Here is a 19798-nt window from a genome sequence, read left to right on the forward strand (position 1 = left end):
GTTCTTGACTACAGCTTATTGAAGTATCCGAATCACCGTTCGGTGACCGTTTTGTCATGCTTTGTTAGCTGGGGGCTGAGCCGACGATAACGGTTGGACCGCCTGCGCAACACCCTTGTACTCACCCGATTATCGTGGGGTAACTCTCACCACCGGGCGCGTGTCGCTACTCGGGAAAGAGCTTGACCAGGGCGTCGAGTACTCGACTGGCCATCAAAGCCTTGGATCCGTGTTCGAGAGCGGACTCCGAGCCGTCGGAACCGAGCAGCCAACCGTCGTTGTGATCGACCTCGAACGCCTTGCCCTCGCCGACCGCATTGACCACGAGGAGATCGCAACCTTTGCGGGCAAGCTTGGAGCGGGCATAGGTGAGAACGTCACCATGGGCGTCACCGGTCTCAGCGGCGAATCCGACGATCACCGTTCGAGCATCCAAGTCGCCGTCACGACGCGCTTCGACGAGACCGGCGAGGATGTCGGCATTTCTGGTGAGGCTGATCGAGTCGGGTTCGTTTGCGCCCTTCTTGATCTTGCTGCCTTCGACGGTGGTGGGGCGGAAGTCCGCGACAGCCGCAGCCATGACGACTCCGTCGTGTCCCGGTGCGTGCTTTTCCACTGCCAACCGGAGATCTTCGGCCGTCTTGATGTGCACGACGTCGACAGCGGCGGGGTCGGCGAGATCAGCCGTGTACCCGGCGATCAGTGTCACGTGCGCGCCGCGTTGCGCGGCAAGACGGGCGAGCGCGTAGCCCTGCTTGCCCGAGCTGCGATTACCGAGAAAGCGCACGGGATCGAGCGGCTCGCGAGTACCGCCGGCGGTGACCAGAATGCGGCGACCCTCCAGGTCGCGCGGCAACGCGTCCGAGCGCTCGAGGAGCAACGATGCCAACCCGACGATCTCGTCGGGTTCGGGAAGTCGACCGGCTCCGGTGTCTTTCCCTGTCAAACGCCCGGAGGCAGGTTCGATCACGTGGACGCCGCGCGAACGCAGTGTCGCCACGTTCGAGACCGTTGCGGGGTGCTCCCACATCTCGGTGTGCATTGCTGGGGCGAAGACGACCGGACAGCGCGCGGTCAACAAAGTGGCCGTCAACAGGTCGTCTGCGCGACCCATGACCGCTCGCGCCATCAGATCAGCGGTTGCCGGCGCGATGACGACCAGATCGGCTTCCTGTCCGAGACGGACATGCGGAACCTGCGGGACGTCGTTGAAGACGCCGGTGTGAACCGGGTTGCCGGAGAGTGCTTCGAACGTCGCGCGCCCGACGAACTCCAGAGCGGATTCAGTCGGAATCACGCGGACGTGATGACCGCTCTCGGTGAAGCTGCGGATGATCGAGCACGCCTTGTAGGCGGCGATACCCCCACCGACACCGACGACAATGCGCTTACGTATCGATGTGGGCGCGTCGGACACTCCCCCGACACCCGAACGAGGTTCGGGTGCGGCAGATGTGGTGCTCACTCGCCTTCGGTGTGCTCGAGGAGATCAGCGTGGATTTCACGCAACGCGATGGACAGCGGCTTTTCCTGCAGACCGGGCTCGACCAGAGGTCCGACGTATTCGAGGATGCCGTCACCGAGCTGGTTGTAGTAGTCGTTGATCTGGCGCGCGCGCTTGGCCGAGTAGATGACCAGGGCGTACTTGGAAGAGGTGCGTTCGAGCAACTCGTCGATCGGCGGGTTGGTGATGCCGAGCGGGGTGTCGTAGGCAGGCAGAGCGCCCTGACCTGCTGCGGACGCGGCTGAAGTGCTGCTCACTCTTGTGTCTCCTGAATTAGATCTTCATTGAAGAACTAGTTTTATCGATCCGGATATCTGAGAAACGGGGTGGAAATCGGTTCCCGAATGGTGCGGAATCAGTTCCCAACCAACAAGGATACCAACTCATCGCAAGCACGGCTTACATCCTCGTTCACGATGACCGTGTCGAACTCGTCCTGTGCGGCCAATTCCACTCGGGCCGTCTCGAGTCGGCGCGCCACGACGTCTTCCGTTTCGGTTCCACGTCCGGTCAGCCGTTGCACCAGAACGTCCCAGCTCGGTGGAGCCATGAACACCAACAGAGCCTCGGGCATCGCCTTGCGGACAGCTCGTGCTCCGGCGAGATCGACCTCGACGAGAACGGGCTTTCCAGCTTCGAGCGCTTCTTCGACCGGAGCTGCGGGGGTGCCGGAGCGCTGCAGGCCGCCGTGGATTTCCGCCCATTCGAGAAGTTCACCGGAGTCGATCATCCGTTGAAATTCTTCACGGGAGGTGAATCGGTAGTCCTTGCCGTCCACTTCACCTGGACGGGGATCGCGAGTGGTCGCCGAAACACTGAAAACGAGTTCAGGCAACCGAGTTCTCAGCTCGCGAACGACGCTGGACTTACCGACAGCCGAAGGGCCGGCCAGTACAACCAGCCGACCCCTCCGCACTGCGGTCTTGCTCTCTGACACTGTTGCGTCAGCAATCATCAGACACTGCCGCGTCAGCAATCATCACTTGTCGGCTCAGGCCTCGAAGTCGAACTTGGTGAGCAGAGCCTTGCGCTGCCGATCACCGAGGCCACGAAGGCGACGGGTCGGTGCAATCTCCAGCTCGGTCATGATCTCCTGAGCCTTGACCTTGCCCACCTTGGGCAGCGCCTCGAGCAGTGCCGAAACCTTCATCTTGCCCAAGATTTCGTTGTCTTCGGCGTCCTTGAGGACCTGCTTGAGGTCGGTGCCGCCACGCTTCAGGCGCTCCTTGAGCTCAGCCCTGGCCTTGCGGGCAGCAGCTGCCTTCTCCAAAGCAGCAGCGCGCTGCTCATCAGTCAACTGGGGAAGGGCCACGGTTCCTCCGTCTCGTCGTGTGCAAATTTTGTCTATTCCGCTGATAACCAGCAGCGATAGCGACCGTACTCACGCCTGGCGCGAATTGCTAACCCACCCCCCGCGGTCCGATGCAGATCGCGGTGGGTTATGCGCGTCGAATCGATGTCACGGATCGTCACCGTTTTCGGCTGGATCGAGACGAATTCGACGCCACACGAACGTGCGTACAGTACCGAAATAGACTGTAACACAATGTATTTCGACCCATAGCGTGCGACACCCCCGTGCGAGTGTGCGAAATCGTTACCTGCGGGAATGAACGTGGTCGCCGACACATCCAAAATTTTCGAGCATTTTCGGCGCCTATGCGCGTGTCGCGGCCCGTTTTCAGGTCTGCAGCGACGATTTCGGATCGCCGGCGTCGACCGTCTCGGGTTCGATGCGACTCACGCCGGGGGCGGCCAGAGCGAGCACTACCGCGAGGCTCGCCCAGAGCAATGAATTCTCCAGCACGAAGCCGACTACCGGGATATCCATGTCCGCGCCGACTCGAGGAAGCCGAAACAGCACTACGACAGCGGTGAGACCGATCGCGATCCAGGACCACACAGGGACCGATCGAGTGCCCTCCCCCACGCCCGACTTGATCGGAACGAGGAGTACACCCACCGCCGGCACCAACCACACGAAGTGGTGCGTCCAGGCAATGGGAGTCACGATTGCCGCCAGCAGAGCCACCACCGTGAAACCGGCGAGATCGCCCCGCAGGCGCTGAGCGCGCCGCGTCGCGACAATTCCGAGGACACCCAACACCGCACAGGCGACGAGCCAGGCCGGACCCACCAGGCCCTCGGGAAGTAGCCGCAAGGCCATTCCACGCACGGACTGGTTACCGAACACGGACGGGTCACCGACGGCGACGCGCCCCGAGAGTGAGGCGATGTCGCCGAAGTAGTCGATCGTCTGGCGTGGGAGAACCGCAAAGCCCAGAGCCGTGGCGCCGAGGAAGCCGGCGAGGCCGCCCGCAACTGCTTTCCAGCGCCCGGTGATCACGTAGTAACCGATGTAGACGAGTGGCACCAGTTTGACCGCGCCGGCGATCCCCACCAGCACGCCCTCGGGAATCCACCGTGGTCGAGCCAGCACGTCGATCAAGCACAGGAGAGTCAGAAACAACCCGACCTGGCCGTACCCGAGGTGATCGGAGATCGGCGATGCCGCCGTCCACAGGACCAGGAAACCCACGTAGACGACGACTGGCCGCTTACGTGTGAACGGGACTTCGCGATAGCTGAGCACTATGATCGCGGCCAGCATCAGGAGGCTGACGAAACTCCATCCCCACTGGACCGCACCCCAGGAACCCAGGGCGACTGGAACGGCGACGAGCGCAGCGAAGGGCGGATACGTGAACGGCAGTCTCGCGTTGAACGACTCGTCGTACAGGTTCGAGCCGTCGAGGACGGCCTGACCCGCTGTCCGGTACACGGCGAGATCGTCGCCGTGTACGCCGGTGACGGATTGGAACCCGGTGGCCAGCAGCGCGCACGCCGCGACGAGAAGTCCGATCTGCCACCAACGATTCACCGACGGACGGTACCACCGGGTTCCACCGCTCGAACGAGCCTCGAGGTCACTCACGGATCAGTTCGCCAATGCGGCTTCGATCTCGTCTCGGTCACGCATTGCTGCCTCCCGAAGTGCCGATACCGAAGGACCATGCTTGAGCACCCCACGGGAAGTGTTCGGCAGCAGGAGCTCGGTCGATCCCGCGAAGATGTCTGCGAGATCCGCTGCCGTCGCACCCTGAGCGCCGAGTCCCGGAGCGAGAATCGGGCCGTTGAACTGCGACAGGTCCAGACCGTGGTCCCGAGTTGCACCGACCACCAGTCCGACGGTGTCACGGCCGTCGCCGTTCGCATCGACCGCAGCGTCGACGATCGACTGAGCCACGCTCACACCGTCAGTCGACGACTGTTGAAGTACGCCGCCTTCCGGATTGGAGGTTCGTGCCAGGACGAAGATCCCGCGGGCGTTCTGCCGTGCCAGTTCGAGTGTCGGAGTCAGCGCCCCGAATCCCAGGTACGGCGAAACGGTGACCGAGTCGGAGGCCAACGGCGAATCACCCAACCAGGCTTGCGCGTACGCGTCCATCGTCGAACCGATGTCACCGCGCTTGGCATCCGCGACGACCAGAGTTCCCGCATCGCGAAGAACCGAGATGGTCCGCTCCAACACGGCGAAGCCGGCGCTGCCGTAAGCCTCGAAGAACGCGACCTGAGGTTTGACCAGTCCGACCTCACCGGTGAAGGCCTCGACGCAGATCTCGGCGAAAGTCTCGAGACCTTCGGCCGTACGCGGCAGTCCCCACGCGTCGAGAAGCGCGGGATGCGGGTCGATACCGACGCACAGCCGCCCCCGGTCCGCGATCGCGGACCGGAGACGCTGCCCCCAACTGTGACTCACGACTGCTGTGCCGGCTGACGAAGACCTGCGTGCAATTCCTGCAGGGAGTGAACTCCGATGTCGCCGCGAATGGCTGCTTCGATGCCCTGCACGGCAGCCGAGGCGCCCTGCACCGTCGTGATGCACGGGATGTTCGACGCAACCGCTGCGCTTCGGATCTCGTAGCCGTCGACACGCGGGCCGTTGTTGCCGTACGGCGTGTTGATGACCATGGCGACCTCGCCGCTGCGGATCTGGTCGACGATGGTCTCGGCACCGGCCGGAACATCTTCACCCGACTGCTTGTACACCTGCTTGCACTCGATACCGTTGCGCCGCAAAACATCTGCGGTTCCTTCGGTGGCAAGAATGGTGAATCCGAGGTCTGCCAGGCGCTTGACCGGGAAGATCAGCGAACGCTTGTCCTTGTTGGCGACCGAGACGAACACCGCGCCCGTGGTGGGCAACGAACCGTAGGCGGCAGTCTGCGACTTGGCAAAAGCCGTACCGAAGTCGAAGTCGATTCCCATGACTTCACCGGTGGACTTCATTTCCGGGCTGAGCAAGGTATCCACGCCGGTACCGTCGGCGCGGCGGAAGCGGTTGAACGGCAACACAGCTTCCTTGACCGCGATCGGTGCACCGGCCGGGGTGTTTCCGCCGTCGCCCTTCGCCGGCAGAATGCCGCTCGCACGCAGTTCCGCGATGGATTCGCCGAGCATGACGCGGGCGCATGCCTTGGCCAGCTGGACGGCCGTCGCCTTGGACACGAACGGAACCGTGCGGCTGGCGCGGGGATTTGCTTCCAGCACGTAGAGGATGTCGTCCTTGAGGGCGTACTGGACGTTGAGCAGGCCCTTGACGCCGATGCCCTTCGCGAGAGCCTCGGTGGAGCGGCGGACGTTCTCGAGATCCGCCCGGCCCAGAGTGATGGGCGGGAGCGCACACGCCGAGTCACCGGAGTGAATGCCGGCTTCCTCGATGTGCTCCATGACGCCGCCGAGGTACACCTCGGTGCCGTCACACAGAGCGTCGACGTCGATCTCGACCGCGTCTTCGAGGAAGCGGTCGACCAGGACCGGACGATCGTCGGAGATCTCCGTGGCGCGCGAGATGTAGTCGGCGAGGGAAGCCTCGTCGTAGACGATCTCCATGCCGCGTCCACCGAGCACGTACGACGGACGCACCAGCACCGGGTAGCCGATGCCTGCTGCGATCTCGCGGGCGCCGTCGAACGTGGTGGCGGTACCGAACTTCGGTGCGGGCAGACCGGCTTCGGTCAGTACGCGACCGAATTCGCCGCGGTCCTCCGCCAGGTCGATGGCTGCGGGGCTGGTTCCCACGATGGGGACGCCGGCAGCTTCGAGACGCTTCGCCAGTCCGAGCGGGGTCTGGCCGCCGAGCTGGACGATGACGCCGGCAACGGTGCCCGACTGCGCCTCCGCGCGGTAGACCTCGAAGACGTCCTCGAACGTCAGCGGCTCGAAGTACAGGCGATCAGCGGTGTCGTAGTCCGTGGAGACGGTCTCGGGGTTGCAGTTGACCATGACGGTCTCGTACCCGGCCTCGGACAGCGTCTGCGCCGCGTGGACACACGAGTAGTCGAACTCGATGCCCTGACCGATGCGGTTGGGGCCGGATCCGAGGATCAGAACCTTGGGTCGCTCGGTCTGCGGAGCAACTTCGGACTCGGCCTCGGGATCGAGCTCGTAGGTCGAGTAGTGGTACGGCGTCTTGGCCTCGAACTCTGCGGCGCAGGTGTCGACGGTCTTGTAGACGGGGCGCACGCCCAGCTGATCACGCAGAGCGCGAACGGCGTCCTCACCTGCGTGCGTGTCACCACCGAGTTCGGGGCGCAGAGCCGCGATCTGGCGGTCCGAGATGCCGTGGTACTTGGCCTGACGCAGGGAAGCCTCGTCGAAAGACTCTGCAGCGCGCAGCTTTTCACCGAGCTCGTGAATCTGCTGGAACTGGTCGAGGAACCACGGATCGATCTTGGTGGCGTCGAAGAGCTGCTCGACAGTTGCGCCGAGCGCGAATGCCTTCTCGATGCCGTACATGCGGCCGTCCTGCGGAACGCTCAGATCGGCGAGCAGTGCATCCAGGCTCTCCGTCTCGATGTCGGCGCCGGTCCAGTAACCCGCACGCTTGGTCTCGAGCGAACGCATGACCTTGCCGAAAGCCTCGGTGAAGTTGCGGCCGATGCTCATGGCCTCGCCCACCGACTTCATCGTGGTGGTCAGAGTTCCGTCGGCACCGGGGAACTTCTCGAAAGCGAACCGCGGAGCCTTGACGACGACGTAGTCGAGCGTCGGCTCGAAGCAAGCCGGGGTTTCCTTGGTGATGTCGTTGACGATCTCGTCGAGCGTGTAGCCGATGGCAAGCTTGGCCGCCATCTTCGCGATCGGGTAACCGGTCGCCTTCGACGCCAGAGCCGACGAGCGGGAGACACGCGGGTTCATCTCGATGACGACCAGGCGGCCGTCCTTCGGGTCCATCGCGAACTGGATGTTGCAGCCGCCGGTGTCGACGCCCACCTCACGCAGAATGTCGATGGAAAGGTCGCGCATCGCCTGGTACTCGCGGTCGGTCAGCGTCATCGCCGGGGCGACGGTGACCGAGTCTCCGGTGTGGACACCGACCGGGTCGACGTTCTCGATGGAGCAGACGATCACGACGTTGTCGCGACTGTCGCGCATGAGCTCGAGTTCGTATTCCTTCCAGCCGAGGATGGATTCCTCGATCAGGACGTTCGCCGTCGGCGACGCGGCCAGACCGCCACCGGCGATGCGGTTGAGATCGTCGACGTCGTACGCCATGCCGGAACCGAGGCCGCCCATGGTGAAGGACGGACGCACGACAACCGGGTAACCGAGTTCGGCGACCGTGGCGTGTACTTCGTCCATCGTGTAGCAAACTGCGGACTTCGCGGATTCGCCACCGACCTTGGCGACGATGTCCTTGAACTTCTGGCGATCCTCGCCGCGCTGGATGGCGTCGAAGTCGGCGCCGATCAGTTCGACGTCGTACTTCTCGAGGATGCCCTGCTCGTGCAGCGCCACTGCGGCGTTGAGCGCAGTCTGACCGCCGAGCGTCGCGAGGACGGCGTCGATCTTGTTGCCCTGCAAGGCTTCCTTGGCGATGACCTTCTCGAGGAACTCGGCCGTGATCGGCTCGACGTACGTGGCGTCGGCGAACTCGGGGTCCGTCATGATGGTGGCCGGGTTGGAGTTGACCAGGCTGACGCGCAGGCCCTCCTCCTGGAGGACGCGGCAGGCCTGGGTGCCCGAGTAGTCGAACTCGCAGGCCTGACCGATGACGATCGGACCGGAGCCGATTACCAGGATGTGCTTGAGATCTGTACGGCGTGGCATTAGTTCTTGACTCCGGTTTCTTTCCGTGCGGAGAGCAGGCTGGTGAAGCGGTCGAAGAGGTACGCGGCGTCGTGCGGGCCGGCTGCCGCCTCGGGGTGGTACTGCACCGAGAAGGCCGAATCGTCCAGCAGGCGAACACCTTCGACGGCTCCGTCGTTGGCGCAGGTGTGGCTGACCACCGCGCGGCCGAACGGGGTGTCGAATTCCTGACCGGCTTCGCCTTCGAGCGCGAAGCCGTGGTTCTGAGCGGTGATCGCGATGCGACCGGTCTGATGCTCGATCACCGGGATGTTGATTCCGCGGTGGCCGAACTTCATCTTGTAGGTGCTCAGGCCCAGGGCGCGGCCCAGGATCTGGTTACCGAAGCAGATACCGAACAGTGGCAAGCCCTGTCCGATGACCTCTTTCGTGAGGTGGACTGCGCCGTCGGCGGTGGCTGGGTCACCGGGACCGTTGGAGAGGAACACTCCGTCGGCCTTCAGGTCGAGGATCTGTTCGAGACTCGCGTTGGACGGCAACACGTGGACGCGGATACCGCGCTCGGCGAACATGCGCGGGGTGTTGGTCTTGATACCGAGGTCGATGGCGGCAACCGTGTACAGCGCCTCCCCGCCCTTCGGCTCGACGACGTAGCCGCTGGTGGTGCTGACCTCACCGGCAAGATCGGCGCCGAGCATGGTCGGCTGATCCTGAACCCGTCGGACCAGTTCGTCATCGGCGGCGATGGCTTCACCGGAAAAAATTCCGGCCTTCATCGAACCGCGAGTACGCAGGTGGCGAACCAGGGCACGAGTGTCGATCCCGGCGATTCCGACGATGCCCTGCTCTTCGAGCTTGGCCTGCAGCGAACCAGTTGCACGCCAGCTCGAGGTGACGCGCGAGGGGTCACGAACGACGTACCCGGCAACCCAGATCTTCGCGCCGGCACGCTCGCCGGTCGGTCCGACCGACTCGTCGTCTTCGTCGTTCCAGCCGGTGTTGCCGATCTGCGGTGCGGTGGAGACGACGATCTGGCGGTGGTAGCTGGGATCGGTGAGCGTTTCCTGGTAGCCGGTCATTCCGGTGCTGAACACCGCTTCGCCCAGGGTCTGTCCAACCGCACCGAAGGTGGTTCCGCGGAACACCCGTCCGTCTTCGAGGACCAGTACTGCGGGGCTGTTGTCAAAGCCGCTCATGCGTTCTTTCCGTTCTGCTCGATGTCGCCAGAGCTTGCGTCTTCGTTGTCATTCGTCTTGTTCGAAGCGGTCTTGTTCGAAGCAGTCACCGGCTTGACCCAGTCCGGATAAACCGTCTTGTCGTCACCGCGCACGCCCGTGTCGATCTCGGTTCCGCTCGGCAATTCCCAGCGAATCACCAGGACGCCGTCCTTGCTCATGACCTTGCCGGCAAGACCGTTCTCCGTGCGGATCGCGCGGATCGACTTCTCCGGAATCCAGATGGCCGACGCGCCGTCACGCTCGACCAGAATTCCGCCGCTGTAGCGGCTGATCTCGCAGGTGGCGCGGAAACCGAGGTCGCCGACGGCGATTCGGTCCTGCCAACTGGGTGCGATGGTGCTGCCGACGTACAGGCCGGTGGTCGGCAGGACGAGCAGTTCACCCAGGGTTGCCGGTACCGTCGGCAGTTCGCCGATCTTGTCTTTCTGGCGTCGAGCGCGTCCACGCCAGCCGACGTACATCAGGCCGATCATCGCGACCCAGAAGATCGCCAGACCGATGATCCACAGTGCTCTGTCCATGACGCGCTACTCCTCGCTACTCCGCAGCCGCACATTCCCGTCGTGTGCGGTGATGCGGCCACGTAACAGTGTGGTCGTGACCCGAGCGGGCAATGTCATCGACTCGTACGGAGTGTTATGCGCGACACTCGCCAGGTCGGGACCGTGGACCGTCCACTCGGCCGACGGATCGACCAATGTCAGGTTCGCGGGCTCCCCCACCTCGATGGGACGGCCCTGATCGTCGAGGCCGACGATTGCCGCGGGGCGCTCGCTCATGACCCGGGCAACACCGCGCCAGTCCAACAGGCCGGGCTGGACCATCGTCTGCACGATGATCGAGAGTGCGGTCTCGAGGCCGAGCATTCCAGGGCGAGCGGCTGCGAACTCGCAGCACTTGTCCTGCTCGGCGTGCGGAGCATGGTCGGTCGCGACGCAGTCGATGATTCCCTCGGCCAGACCCTTGCGCAGCGCGGCAACATCACTGGCCTCACGCAAGGGCGGGTTGACCTTGTTGATCGCGTCGTACGTCTCGAGCCGTGAATCGTCGAGGAGCAAGTGATGCGGGGTGACCTCGGCGGTGATCGAAATCCCTTGGCTGCGAGCCCACTTCACGAGTTCGACGGTTCCGGCGGTGGAGGCGTGGCAGATGTGAACGCGGGCGCCGGCGTCACGCGCGAGCAGTGCGTCGCGGGCCACGATCGATTCTTCGGCTGCTCGCGGCCATCCGGCCAGGCCGAGGCGCGCGGCCGTGGGGCCCTCGTGGGCGACCGCACCGACGGTCAAACGCGGCTCTTCCGCGTGCTGGGCGATCAGGACGCCCAGTGAGCTGGAGTATTCGAGCGCGCGACGCATGATCAGTGGGTCGTAGACGCAGTGGCCGTCGTCGGAGAACATCTTGACCTTGCCGACGCCTGCGGCCATGGTCGCCATCTCGGCGAGTTGCTTGCCTTCCAGGCCCGCTGTGACTGCGCCGACGGGGTGGACGTCGACGAGGCCGACTTCCTGCCCGCGTCGCCAGACGTGATCGGTGATGACCACCGAATCGGCGACGGGACTCGTGTTGGCCATCGCGAAGACCGCGGTGTATCCACCCAGAGCCGCTGCCGAGCTTCCGGTTTCGATGGTCTCGGTGTCTTCGCGGCCGGGCTCACGCAGATGTGTGTGCAGGTCCACGAAGCCGGGAAGCAGGATCTGCCCGCCGGCATCGATCACCTCGGATGCCGTGGCCGGATCGAGGTCCACGCCGATCTCGAGGATCGTGCCGTCGCCGACGAGTACGTCGGTGGGCTCACCTTCTCCGTAGATCAGGACTCCGCGGAGCAGGACACTCACGGGTGATTCTCCGTTCTCGTTTCTGGTCACAGCGCACCGTCCTCCGACCCGACCAGCAGTCGGAACAAGACAGCCATGCGCATGTGTACGCCGTTGGTAACCTGTTGCAGTACAGCAGTTTTGGAGGAATCGGCAACGGCGGATGCAATCTCCATGCCGCGCAGCATCGGGCCGGGGTGCAGGACCACCGCGTGATCGGCCAGCATCGCCAGCCGCTTCTCGGACAGGCCGTAGTTGATCGAGTACTCGCGCTGCGACGGGAAGAAGCCACCGTTCATGCGTTCGGCCTGAACCCGCAGCATCAGCACCGCGTCGAGTCCGGGCAGTTCCGCGTCGAGCGAATGCGAGACCGTGACCGGCCACGTGTGCGCACCGACCGGCAGCAGTGTCGGCGGCGCAACAAGAACAACCTCGGCACCGAGCATCGAGAGCAGCAGTGCGTTGGAGCGGGCGACACGGCTGTGCAGGATGTCGCCGACGATGGCGATCCGCTTGCCCTCGATGTCGCCGAGACGCTGGCGAAGGGTCAAAGCGTCGAGAAGCGCTTGAGTGGGGTGCTCGTGCGTGCCGTCACCTGCGTTGATGACTGCCGGGCCACCGTCGTCGGCCGCTCCGGTCCACTTTGCGATCTGGTGGGCGGCGCCCGAAGCCGGGTGGCGCACGATGAGTGCGTCGGCACCGGCCGCGCGCAGGGTCATCGCGGTATCGCGCAGGGATTCACCTTTGGACACCGAGGAACTGGATGCGCTGACATTGATGACGTCGGCACTCATCCATTTGCCTGCCACCTCGAAAGACACCCGGGTGCGCGTCGAGTTCTCGAAGAACACCGTCATGACCGTGCGTCCGCGCAGCGTCGGGAGCTTGCGTACCTCTCGTCCCAGAAGTGCCTGCTCGAACCGTTCTGCCTCGTCGAGAAGTTCTACCGCGGACTCACGATCGAGGTCCGCGATGGAAAGTAGGTGCTTCACGCGCTCTTACCCCCGGAGATGACTACCGCTTCCCTGCCGTCGTGCTCCTGGAGGAGAACCTTGACGTCCTCGGACCTCGCGGTCGGGACGTTCTTGCCGACGTAGTCGGCGCGCAGCGGGAGTTCGCGGTGACCACGATCCACGAGCACTGCGAGTTGGACCGCGCGGGGGCGGCCCAGATCGCGCAACGCGTCGAGTGCCGAGCGCACGGTGCGACCGGAGAAGAGGACGTCGTCCACGAGAACGACCAGCGCATTGTCGACGCCACCCTCGGGGACGGACGTGCGCTCGAGCGGGCGGTGCGGCTTGTTCCGGAGATCGTCGCGGTAGAGGGTGATGTCGAGAGATCCGATGGGAAGTCGCACACCGGAGAATTCTTCGATCTTGGCGCGCAGTCGCGTGGCGAGGGTGGTTCCACGCGTCGGGATACCGATCAGGACCACACGAGGGGCAGTTCCCTCGGGTCCGTCGAGTGCGGTCTTCTCGATGATCTCGTGAGCGATCCGCGCGATGGTCCGGCCCACATCCTGGGCGGACAACAATTCGCGGGTTTCGCTACCTGCCTCGGCACCGACCGGCGCCTTCGAGTTACCTGGACCTGCAAGATCGGATGGGCGAGACCCTTCGGGCACGCTCATGCAGCGACCTCCTTCTCCGCCTCACTGGACGGATCGTTAAAGGATGTCTGACGGTCCCCACCCTATCAGCCGACAGACCTGATCCCGCCGTGCGAGCAGCGACTCCGACCGGTTGTGTGCAGACACACAACGCGCACGGTGACACTCGCACGGCGGTGGTGGAACAAAACTTGCTACTCGGTACCCGAATCCGATTCCTGCGCGCGCTGGGAGGTCGCGGCCGCAGCCGATCGAACCTGCGGCGCAACGAGAACGACCTGGCCGAGGATTCCGTTGACGAATCCCGGAGAGTCGTCCGTCGAGAGCTGCTTCGCGAGTTCGACGGCCTCGTCCACGGCGACAACCGGCGGAACGTCCGTCGCGTGGAAGAGCTCCCACACGGCGATACGCAGAATCGCACGGTCGACGGCGGGCAGACGCTCGAGCGTCCAGTCCTGCAGATGCGAGGAGATGACCTGATCGATCCGGTCCAGATTCTCCGCAACGCCGGACACCAACGTGACGGTGTAGGCCGCGACGGGTGCTACCGCGTCGTCCTTGACGGACAGATCGGAACGCTCCGACGCCAGTGCGACCGGATCGAGGTCACGTGCCTCGGCTTCGAAGAGGAAGTCGACGGCACGCTTGCGCGCCTTGTGGCGTGCACCGAGTTTCTTATGTGTGCCGGACACTCAGGAATTCACACGCCCGAGGTAGTTGCCGTCACGAGAATCGACCTTGAGCTTGTCACCGGTGTTGATGAAGAGCGGGACGTTGATCTCGGCACCGGTCTCGAGGGTCGCAGGCTTGGTGCCGCCGGTGGAGCGGTCGCCCTGCAGGCCCGGATCGGTGTGCTTGACGACGAGCTCGACGGTGACCGGAAGCTCGACGAAGAGGGGAACGTCTTCGTGGGTCGCGACCTGGACTGCCATGTTCTCGAGCAGGAAACGCGACTGGTCGCCGACGGTGGATTCGCTGATCGACACCTGGTCGTAGGTGTCGCCGTCCATGAAGATGTAGTCGCTGCCGTCGTGGTACAGGTACGTCATGTCACGACGGTCGACCGTGGCGGTCTCGACCTTCACACCGGCGTTGAACGTCTTGTCCACTACCTTGCCCGAGAGCACGTTCTTGAGCTTGGTGCGCACGAAGGCAGGGCCCTTGCCGGGCTTGACGTGCTGGAACTCGATGATCGTCCACAGCTGGCCTTCGATCTGCAGAACCAGACCATTCTTGAAATCACTGGTGGAAGCCACTTGCTTCGCGTCTCCTAGGGGTCGGGAAACCGTCTCAGACGACGGTAAGGTCTTTTGCGGTCAGTGTGAGCAGCTCTGGCCCCTGCTCACGAACAACGAGCGTGTCCTCGATCCGTACACCTCCGCGCCCGGAGAAGTACACGCCCGGCTCGACGGTCACCGCCGCGCCGGAAAGAAGTGTACCGGTGCCGAGCTTGCCGATCCCCGGTGCTTCGTGGATTTCGAGCCCCACACCGTGGCCGAGGCCGTGCAGGAACAACTCGCCGTAGCCTGCATCGTCGATCACCGCACGGGCGACGACGTCGACTGCCGCACATTCGACACCCGGCGCGAGCGCGTCGCAACCGGCAGCTTGCGAACGCGCGACGAGCTCGTAAATCTCCCGTTGCCAATCGGAAACGGACTCGAGCACGTAGGTCCGTGTCATGTCCGAGTGGTACCCACCGACCTGGGCGCCGAAGTCGAGTTTCACGAAGTCACCCGACGCCAGGATCGCGTCGGTCGGTCGGTGATGCGGAATCGCCGAGTTGGCGCCGGCCGCCACGATCGTCTCGAAGGAAATACCGTCCGCCCCGTTGTCGAGCATCAGATTTTCCAGCTCGCGGCCGACCTCTCGTTCCGTTCGGCCAGGTCGCAGACCGCCGCGAGCGATCAACTGCGCCAACGCGACATCGGCTGCGGTGCACGCGGCTCGCAACAACTCCACCTCGTACTCGTCCTTGACCATGCGCAATTGTTCGACGAGTCCACTCACCGGTTCGAACCGGATCTTCGGCGCTGCTTCGGTCCAAGCCCGATGTTCGGCGAACGTCGCCACATGTGACTCGAACGCGAGAACGGGCGCCGTGGACTTCTCGATCAAGTGCGCAGCACTCGAACGGGCGATTTCGGCCCGAAGGTCCGGCACCTGCTCTGACACCTGCGTCACGTAGCGGCCGTCGGTGCAGATCACCGTCTCACGCTCGTCGGACGCTGAATCGGATGCACTGACGACGAGCGCCGCATTGGAACCGGTGAAACCGGTGAGGTATCTGATGTTGAGGAGATCTGTGACGAGAATCGCGTCGAGTTCGCGCTCCGAGAGGAGGCGTCTGAGGGATTCACGGCGTGTTCTGAAGTCGACCGGCATCCCTCGAACCTACCGCCCGCGCAGACCTGCCGATCAACTCGAAACTCGCGGTTACAGCAATAAGTGTGGGTTAGGCCACAAGGTGTAATGGGTTCTAGTTAGGCTGTACCCATGAATGCGTGGTTGGTACGTGGCCTCGGCATGGCCCTGATACATGTTGTGTTTCGTGCGTTGCTCGGTGCAGCGATCGCACAGTGGCCACTTCAGGGGTCCACCCTGCGCTGGCTGTCCCTGTTGATCGTCATCGTCTTCGCCGCGATCTGGGGTGGTATCGACGGCATTCGTGACCGCCGGAACTTCCCCGAACCCGAGGACGGCGCCGATCTGACCATGCTGTGGCTCAAGGCCGCATTGGTCGGCGGGTTCGTCGCCGGCGCTGCCAGCTGGGCACTCAGCCTCGTCCCCTCCCTCGAACTCACCCAGCAGGGCTTGTTCTTCGAGGTGACCTCCGGTGCGGCGTTCACGATCCTTCTCATCTTCGTCCCCGCCATGATCGCCATCACCGTCGGACGCTTCTTCGTCAGCCGTGAACAGCGCAAGAACGGAACAGCTCCGCAGACCCCGTCCCACGAGCGTCACCACGAACCGGTGCCCGTCAGCGAGGGCTACGACTCCCCCACCGAGCAGCACGCATACAGCGGAGCCGCGATGTCCGTCGAGGAATCCGACGCCGATACCGCGGTCTTCCCGGCGATCGATCTGGGCAAGCGCGAGCAGTAACGCCCACCGTCCACACAACCGAATGCGGCCCCGAGGATATTTTCCTCGGGGCCGCATTCGTGTGGCTGTTTTTTCGACTTCCCTCGTTCAGCCTCGCTCGGCGAGGAACCTGATCGCCAGCGGATACGCGGCGACGCCGAGTCCGACGATCACTCCGGTCGCAATCGGACTCAGGTAGGAGTGGTGCCGAAACTCTTCTCGCGCATGAACGTTCGAGATGTGTACCTCGACGAGACCTGCGGTCAGTTCGGCGCATGCATCTCGCAGGACCACCGACGTGTGCGTCAAGCCACCGGCATTGAGGATCACCGGTTCCCCCGCGTCCGCCGCGTCGTGGATCCAACCGAGCAGATCGCCTTCGTGATCGCTCTGACGGACGATCACCTCGACGCCGAGCTCCTTGCCTGCCGCGACGCACAATTCGATCAGATCGTCGTGTGTGGTCGCGCCGTAGACCTCGGGCTGACGCTTACCCAGACGCCCCAGATTGGGTCCGTTGACGACGTTGATCCTCACAACAGGACCGTTCCGCCGGCCGGCCGCGCATCGCGGGCAATCGCGGAGTACGCCGCAACCAGCAGACTCGGATCCGGCCCCTCGAGGCGACCCGGCTTGGCCAGTCCGTCGAGGACCACGAAACGCAGCAGCCCGGCACGGTTCTTCTTGTCGGTCTGCATTCCCTTCATCAGATCGCCGAACGCATCACCGTCGTACGACGTCGGCAGCCCGACGAGATCGAGGATCGACTTGTGACGATCCGCGGTGGCGTCGTCGAGTCGGCCCGCGAGCCGTCCGAGTTCGGCAGCGAAGACCAGGCCGACGGAGACAGCGGCACCGTGGCGCCACTTGTAGCGCTCACGACGTTCGATCGCGTGGCCGAGGGTGTGGCCGTAGTTGAGGATTTCGCGCAGATCCGACTCGCGCAGATCCGCGGCCACGACCTTGGCCTTGACCTCTACGGAGCGCCGAATCAACTCGGGCAGAACAGTTCCCGACGGATCGAGAGCTGCCTTGGGATCGGCTTCGATGAGATCCAGGATCACCGGGTCGGCGATGAATCCGGTCTTGATGACCTCGGCCATGCCGGCAACGATCTCGTTGTGCGGCACAGTCTCGAGCGTCGCGAGATCGATGAACACCGCTCCCGGTTCGTGGAACGAACCGACGAGGTTCTTGCCCGCTTCGGTGTTGATACCGGTCTTGCCGCCCACTGCTGCGTCGACCATCGCGAGCAAGGTGGTGGGGACGTGAACTACCTTGACACCGCGCATCCACGTAGCCGCGACGAAGCCGGTGAGGTCGGTCGCCGCTCCCCCGCCCAAACTCATGATCGCGTCGCTGCGAGTCAGGCCGATCCGGCCGAGCACGTCCCAGCAGAAGCCCGCGACAGCAAGATCCTTGCCGTCCTCGGCATCGGGGATCTCGATACGGTGGGCGTCGATTCCCTTCTCCGCCAACGCAGCCCGTACGGCCTCCGCGGTCTCTGCCAGCGGCGGCTGATGGAAGATCGCGACAGTGCGCGCGCCGTCGAACTCGGCAACGAGATCACCGAGCAGGCCGCGGCCGATCACGACCGGGTAAGGACTTGCGGTCTTCACCTCTACACGTACGGGTTCGGTCACTGCTCCACTACTCCGCTCCGGTTGTTCATTTGTCTTGAAGTTTCGACACCAGTTGCCCGACGACACGCGCCGGACTTCGGCCGTCGGTCCGAATCCGAATCGTGGCCGAACGCCGGTACAGCGGACGACGACGCCTCATCAACTCCTGGTACTTGACCTTGGGATCTCCGCCGGCCAGCAGCGGGCGATGATTGTTCGCCCCAGTGCGGCGAAGCCCTTCGGCGACACTGATCTCGAGGTAGATGACCGTGTGCCCCTGGAGCAGTTCGCGCGTGCGATCGGAGAGGATCGCACCACCGCCGAGCGAGACGATTCCGTCGGTGGCCTGCAACGCTTCGCGAACCACCGATTCCTCGATCTCACGAAACCGAGGCTCTCCGTCATGGGTGAAGATCTCCGGGATCGTCCTACCCGTGGTCCGTTCGATCTCGGCGTCGGTATCGACCAATTCGAGTTCGAGTGCCTGCGCGAGACGTCGACCGATGGTCGATTTGCCGGCACCGGGCGGACCGATGAGTACAGCCTTCGGCTTCATCGATACGTGAGTCCTATCGAGGCGGTCGGGCTGCGATGCCCTCGGCGTAACGACGGTAGTTGGCAGTGGTTTCAGCAATGGAATCACCACCGAACTTTTCGAGTGCGGCCTGAGCCACGACGAGCGCAACCATCGACTCGGCGACGACGCCGGCAGCCGGAACCGCGCACACGTCGCTGCGCTGGTGGATGGCAACCGCTTCCTCGCCGCTCTCCATGTCGACCGTCGCCAGAGCGCGCGGAACCGTCGAGATCGGCTTCATCGCGGCGCGAACTCGAAGAGCCTCACCATTGGTCATGCCACCTTCGATTCCGCCTGCGCGGTTCGTGGAGCGCACGATGCCGTCCGGGCCCGGGCGGATTTCGTCGTGAGCTTCGCTGCCACGACGTCGCGCGGTCTCGAAGCCGTCACCGACCTCGACACCCTTGATGGCCTGAATTCCCATGAGAGCAGCAGCAAGTCGTGAATCGAGACGCTCGGCGCCGCTGACGAAAGTGCCGAGTCCGACCGGCAGGCCGTGGATGACGACCTCCACGACGCCACCGAGGGTGTCGCCGTCCTTCTTCGCCGATTCGATTTCGGCGATCATCGACTCTTCTGCAGCCTTGTCGAATGCGCGGACCGGGCTCGCATCGATCGCGTCGAGATCCTTGCCCGCCGGCACGGGTCCGACGTACGGCTCGGAAGCACCGATGGAAATAACGTGTGAAACGACCTCGGCACCGAATACCCGACGCAGGAAGGACCGTGCGACGGTTCCGGCGGCTACACGGGCTGCGGTCTCGCGAGCGCTGGCGCGCTCGAGGACGGGACGCGCATCGTTGAAGCCGTACTTGAGCATGCCGCTGTAATCGGCGTGTCCGGGACGCGGGCGCGTCAGCGGAGCATTGCGAGCCTGATCGGCGAGCAGGTCCGGGTCGACCGGGTCGGCGGACATGATGGTTTCCCACTTGGGCCACTCGGTGTTGCCGATTTCGATGGCCACGGGGCCACCGAGCGTAAATCCGTGGCGGACACCGCCGATGATGGTGACCTTGTCGGCCTCGAACTTCATCCGTGCGCCACGGCCGTAACCGAGTCGACGACGGGCAAGTTCGGACGAGATGGCCTCAGAGGTCACTTCGACCCCCGCGACCATGCCCTCGAGCATCGCGACGAGGGCGGGACCATGGGATTCTCCGGCAGTTATCCAACGCAGCACGCCGACCATCTTTCCACGTCGCGGACCTCAGTTGTCACAGTGGTCCTCCCGGTGAACACAGATGGCCCACACGCACGA

20 protein-coding genes are annotated in these 19798 nt (G+C 64.0%); 1 reads left to right on the top strand and 19 read right to left on the bottom strand.

Going from position 1 to position 19798, the window contains the following annotated elements:
- Positions 1-166: 166 nt before the first annotated feature.
- The 15 genes from coaBC to AC1Q61_RS18995 form a co-directional block, all read right to left on the bottom strand.
- Positions 167-1465: a bifunctional phosphopantothenoylcysteine decarboxylase/phosphopantothenate--cysteine ligase CoaBC gene (coaBC, locus tag AC1Q61_RS18925; protein WP_003944888.1), complete on the bottom strand. Its 1299-nt coding sequence runs from the start codon at positions 1463-1465 to the stop codon at positions 167-169.
- A complete protein-coding gene (gene rpoZ, locus AC1Q61_RS18930) occupies positions 1462-1761 on the bottom strand; it encodes a DNA-directed RNA polymerase subunit omega (RefSeq protein WP_003944996.1) in 300 nt (99 codons plus the stop codon). The genes coaBC and rpoZ overlap by 4 nt, the downstream gene beginning before the upstream one ends.
- A 98-nt stretch (positions 1762-1859) precedes the next feature.
- On the bottom strand, positions 1860-2459 hold the full coding sequence (gene gmk, locus AC1Q61_RS18935) for a guanylate kinase (RefSeq protein ID WP_003944801.1): 600 nt from the start codon (positions 2457-2459) through the stop codon (positions 1860-1862).
- A 36-nt stretch (positions 2460-2495) separates the two neighbouring features.
- Positions 2496-2816 (bottom strand): integration host factor, actinobacterial type, encoded by a 321-nt coding sequence (mihF, locus tag AC1Q61_RS18940; RefSeq protein WP_003944825.1) that lies wholly within the window; start codon positions 2814-2816, stop codon positions 2496-2498.
- A gap of 369 nt (positions 2817-3185) precedes the next feature.
- Complete coding sequence (locus tag AC1Q61_RS18945) at positions 3186-4385, bottom strand: glycosyltransferase 87 family protein (RefSeq protein ID WP_225320370.1); 1200 nt, start codon at positions 4383-4385, stop codon at positions 3186-3188.
- A gap of 57 nt (positions 4386-4442) precedes the next feature.
- A complete protein-coding gene (gene pyrF, locus AC1Q61_RS18950) occupies positions 4443-5264 on the bottom strand; it encodes an orotidine-5'-phosphate decarboxylase (RefSeq protein WP_007728008.1) in 822 nt (273 codons plus the stop codon).
- Positions 5261-8617 carry a carbamoyl-phosphate synthase large subunit gene (gene carB, locus AC1Q61_RS18955; RefSeq protein ID WP_003945010.1) on the bottom strand — a complete coding sequence of 1119 codons (3357 nt, stop codon included), beginning with the start codon at positions 8615-8617 and terminating at the stop codon, positions 5261-5263. The genes pyrF and carB overlap by 4 nt, the downstream gene beginning before the upstream one ends.
- Entirely contained in the window at positions 8617-9792 is a 1176-nt protein-coding gene (gene carA, locus AC1Q61_RS18960) for a glutamine-hydrolyzing carbamoyl-phosphate synthase small subunit (protein ID WP_007728009.1), read from the bottom strand. Before carA ends, carB begins: the two co-directional genes overlap by 1 nt.
- Complete coding sequence (locus tag AC1Q61_RS18965) at positions 9789-10355, bottom strand: PH-like domain-containing protein (protein ID WP_003944773.1); 567 nt, start codon at positions 10353-10355, stop codon at positions 9789-9791. Before AC1Q61_RS18965 ends, carA begins: the two co-directional genes overlap by 4 nt.
- A 6-nt stretch (positions 10356-10361) precedes the next feature.
- Positions 10362-11699, bottom strand: a complete 1338-nt coding sequence (locus AC1Q61_RS18970) for a dihydroorotase (RefSeq protein ID WP_007728012.1) — start codon at positions 11697-11699, stop codon at positions 10362-10364.
- Complete coding sequence (locus AC1Q61_RS18975) at positions 11696-12640, bottom strand: aspartate carbamoyltransferase catalytic subunit (RefSeq protein ID WP_003944883.1); 945 nt, start codon at positions 12638-12640, stop codon at positions 11696-11698. Before AC1Q61_RS18975 ends, AC1Q61_RS18970 begins: the two co-directional genes overlap by 4 nt.
- On the bottom strand, positions 12637-13278 hold the full coding sequence (pyrR, locus tag AC1Q61_RS18980; RefSeq protein ID WP_003944977.1) for a bifunctional pyr operon transcriptional regulator/uracil phosphoribosyltransferase PyrR: 642 nt from the start codon (positions 13276-13278) through the stop codon (positions 12637-12639). Before pyrR ends, AC1Q61_RS18975 begins: the two co-directional genes overlap by 4 nt.
- Before the next feature lie 173 nt (positions 13279-13451).
- Positions 13452-13949, bottom strand: coding sequence for a transcription antitermination factor NusB (gene nusB, locus AC1Q61_RS18985; RefSeq protein WP_007728014.1), 498 nt, complete (start codon positions 13947-13949; stop codon positions 13452-13454).
- The gene (gene efp / locus AC1Q61_RS18990; RefSeq protein ID WP_003944958.1) at positions 13950-14513 is read right to left on the bottom strand and encodes an elongation factor P; all 564 of its coding nucleotides are present in this window, start codon (positions 14511-14513) and stop codon (positions 13950-13952) included.
- Between the two features lie 34 nt (positions 14514-14547).
- Positions 14548-15642, bottom strand: coding sequence for a M24 family metallopeptidase (locus AC1Q61_RS18995; protein WP_118607259.1), 1095 nt, complete (start codon positions 15640-15642; stop codon positions 14548-14550).
- A gap of 111 nt (positions 15643-15753) precedes the next feature.
- On the opposite strand from AC1Q61_RS18995, the gene AC1Q61_RS19000 reads away from it, so the two are divergent.
- Positions 15754-16362 (top strand): B-4DMT family transporter, encoded by a 609-nt coding sequence (locus AC1Q61_RS19000; RefSeq protein ID WP_019748369.1) that lies wholly within the window; start codon positions 15754-15756, stop codon positions 16360-16362.
- 87 nt (positions 16363-16449) lie between these two features.
- Here the strand turns inward: AC1Q61_RS19000 and aroQ are convergent, their stop codons facing one another.
- Genes aroQ through aroC form a run of 4 tightly spaced genes read right to left on the bottom strand, consistent with a single transcriptional unit; the run spans position 16450 to position 19720 of the window.
- Complete coding sequence (gene aroQ / locus AC1Q61_RS19005; RefSeq protein WP_003944916.1) at positions 16450-16878, bottom strand: type II 3-dehydroquinate dehydratase; 429 nt, start codon at positions 16876-16878, stop codon at positions 16450-16452.
- The gene (gene aroB / locus AC1Q61_RS19010; RefSeq protein ID WP_003944873.1) at positions 16875-17984 is read right to left on the bottom strand and encodes a 3-dehydroquinate synthase; all 1110 of its coding nucleotides are present in this window, start codon (positions 17982-17984) and stop codon (positions 16875-16877) included. The genes aroQ and aroB overlap by 4 nt, the downstream gene beginning before the upstream one ends.
- A 25-nt stretch (positions 17985-18009) precedes the next feature.
- The gene (locus AC1Q61_RS19015; RefSeq protein ID WP_030536425.1) at positions 18010-18519 is read right to left on the bottom strand and encodes a shikimate kinase; all 510 of its coding nucleotides are present in this window, start codon (positions 18517-18519) and stop codon (positions 18010-18012) included.
- 13 nt (positions 18520-18532) lie between these two features.
- Positions 18533-19720: a chorismate synthase gene (gene aroC / locus AC1Q61_RS19020; protein ID WP_492650791.1), complete on the bottom strand. Its 1188-nt coding sequence runs from the start codon at positions 19718-19720 to the stop codon at positions 18533-18535.
- Positions 19721-19798: the final 78 nt, after the last annotated feature.

It is taken from the genome of Rhodococcus sp. MPR-R1B (assembly GCF_058793255.1).

Excerpts from the sequence above, each read along its gene's own strand:
- gmk (WP_003944801.1), bottom strand. The coding sequence starts at position 2,459 with ATGATTGCTGACGCAACAGTGTCAGAGAGCAAGACCGCAGTGCGGAGG.
- carB (WP_003945010.1), bottom strand. The coding sequence starts at position 8,617 with ATGCCACGCCGTACAGATCTCAAGCACATCCTGGTAATCGGCTCCGGT.
- carA (WP_007728009.1), bottom strand. The coding sequence starts at position 9,792 with ATGAGCGGCTTTGACAACAGCCCCGCAGTACTGGTCCTCGAAGACGGA.
- AC1Q61_RS18965 (WP_003944773.1), bottom strand. The coding sequence starts at position 10,355 with ATGGACAGAGCACTGTGGATCATCGGTCTGGCGATCTTCTGGGTCGCG.
- pyrR (WP_003944977.1), bottom strand. The coding sequence starts at position 13,278 with ATGAGCGTGCCCGAAGGGTCTCGCCCATCCGATCTTGCAGGTCCAGGT.
- AC1Q61_RS18995 (WP_118607259.1), bottom strand. The coding sequence starts at position 15,642 with ATGCCGGTCGACTTCAGAACACGCCGTGAATCCCTCAGACGCCTCCTC.
- AC1Q61_RS19000 (WP_019748369.1), top strand. The coding sequence starts at position 15,754 with ATGAATGCGTGGTTGGTACGTGGCCTCGGCATGGCCCTGATACATGTT.
- AC1Q61_RS19015 (WP_030536425.1), bottom strand. The coding sequence starts at position 18,519 with ATGAAGCCGAAGGCTGTACTCATCGGTCCGCCCGGTGCCGGCAAATCG.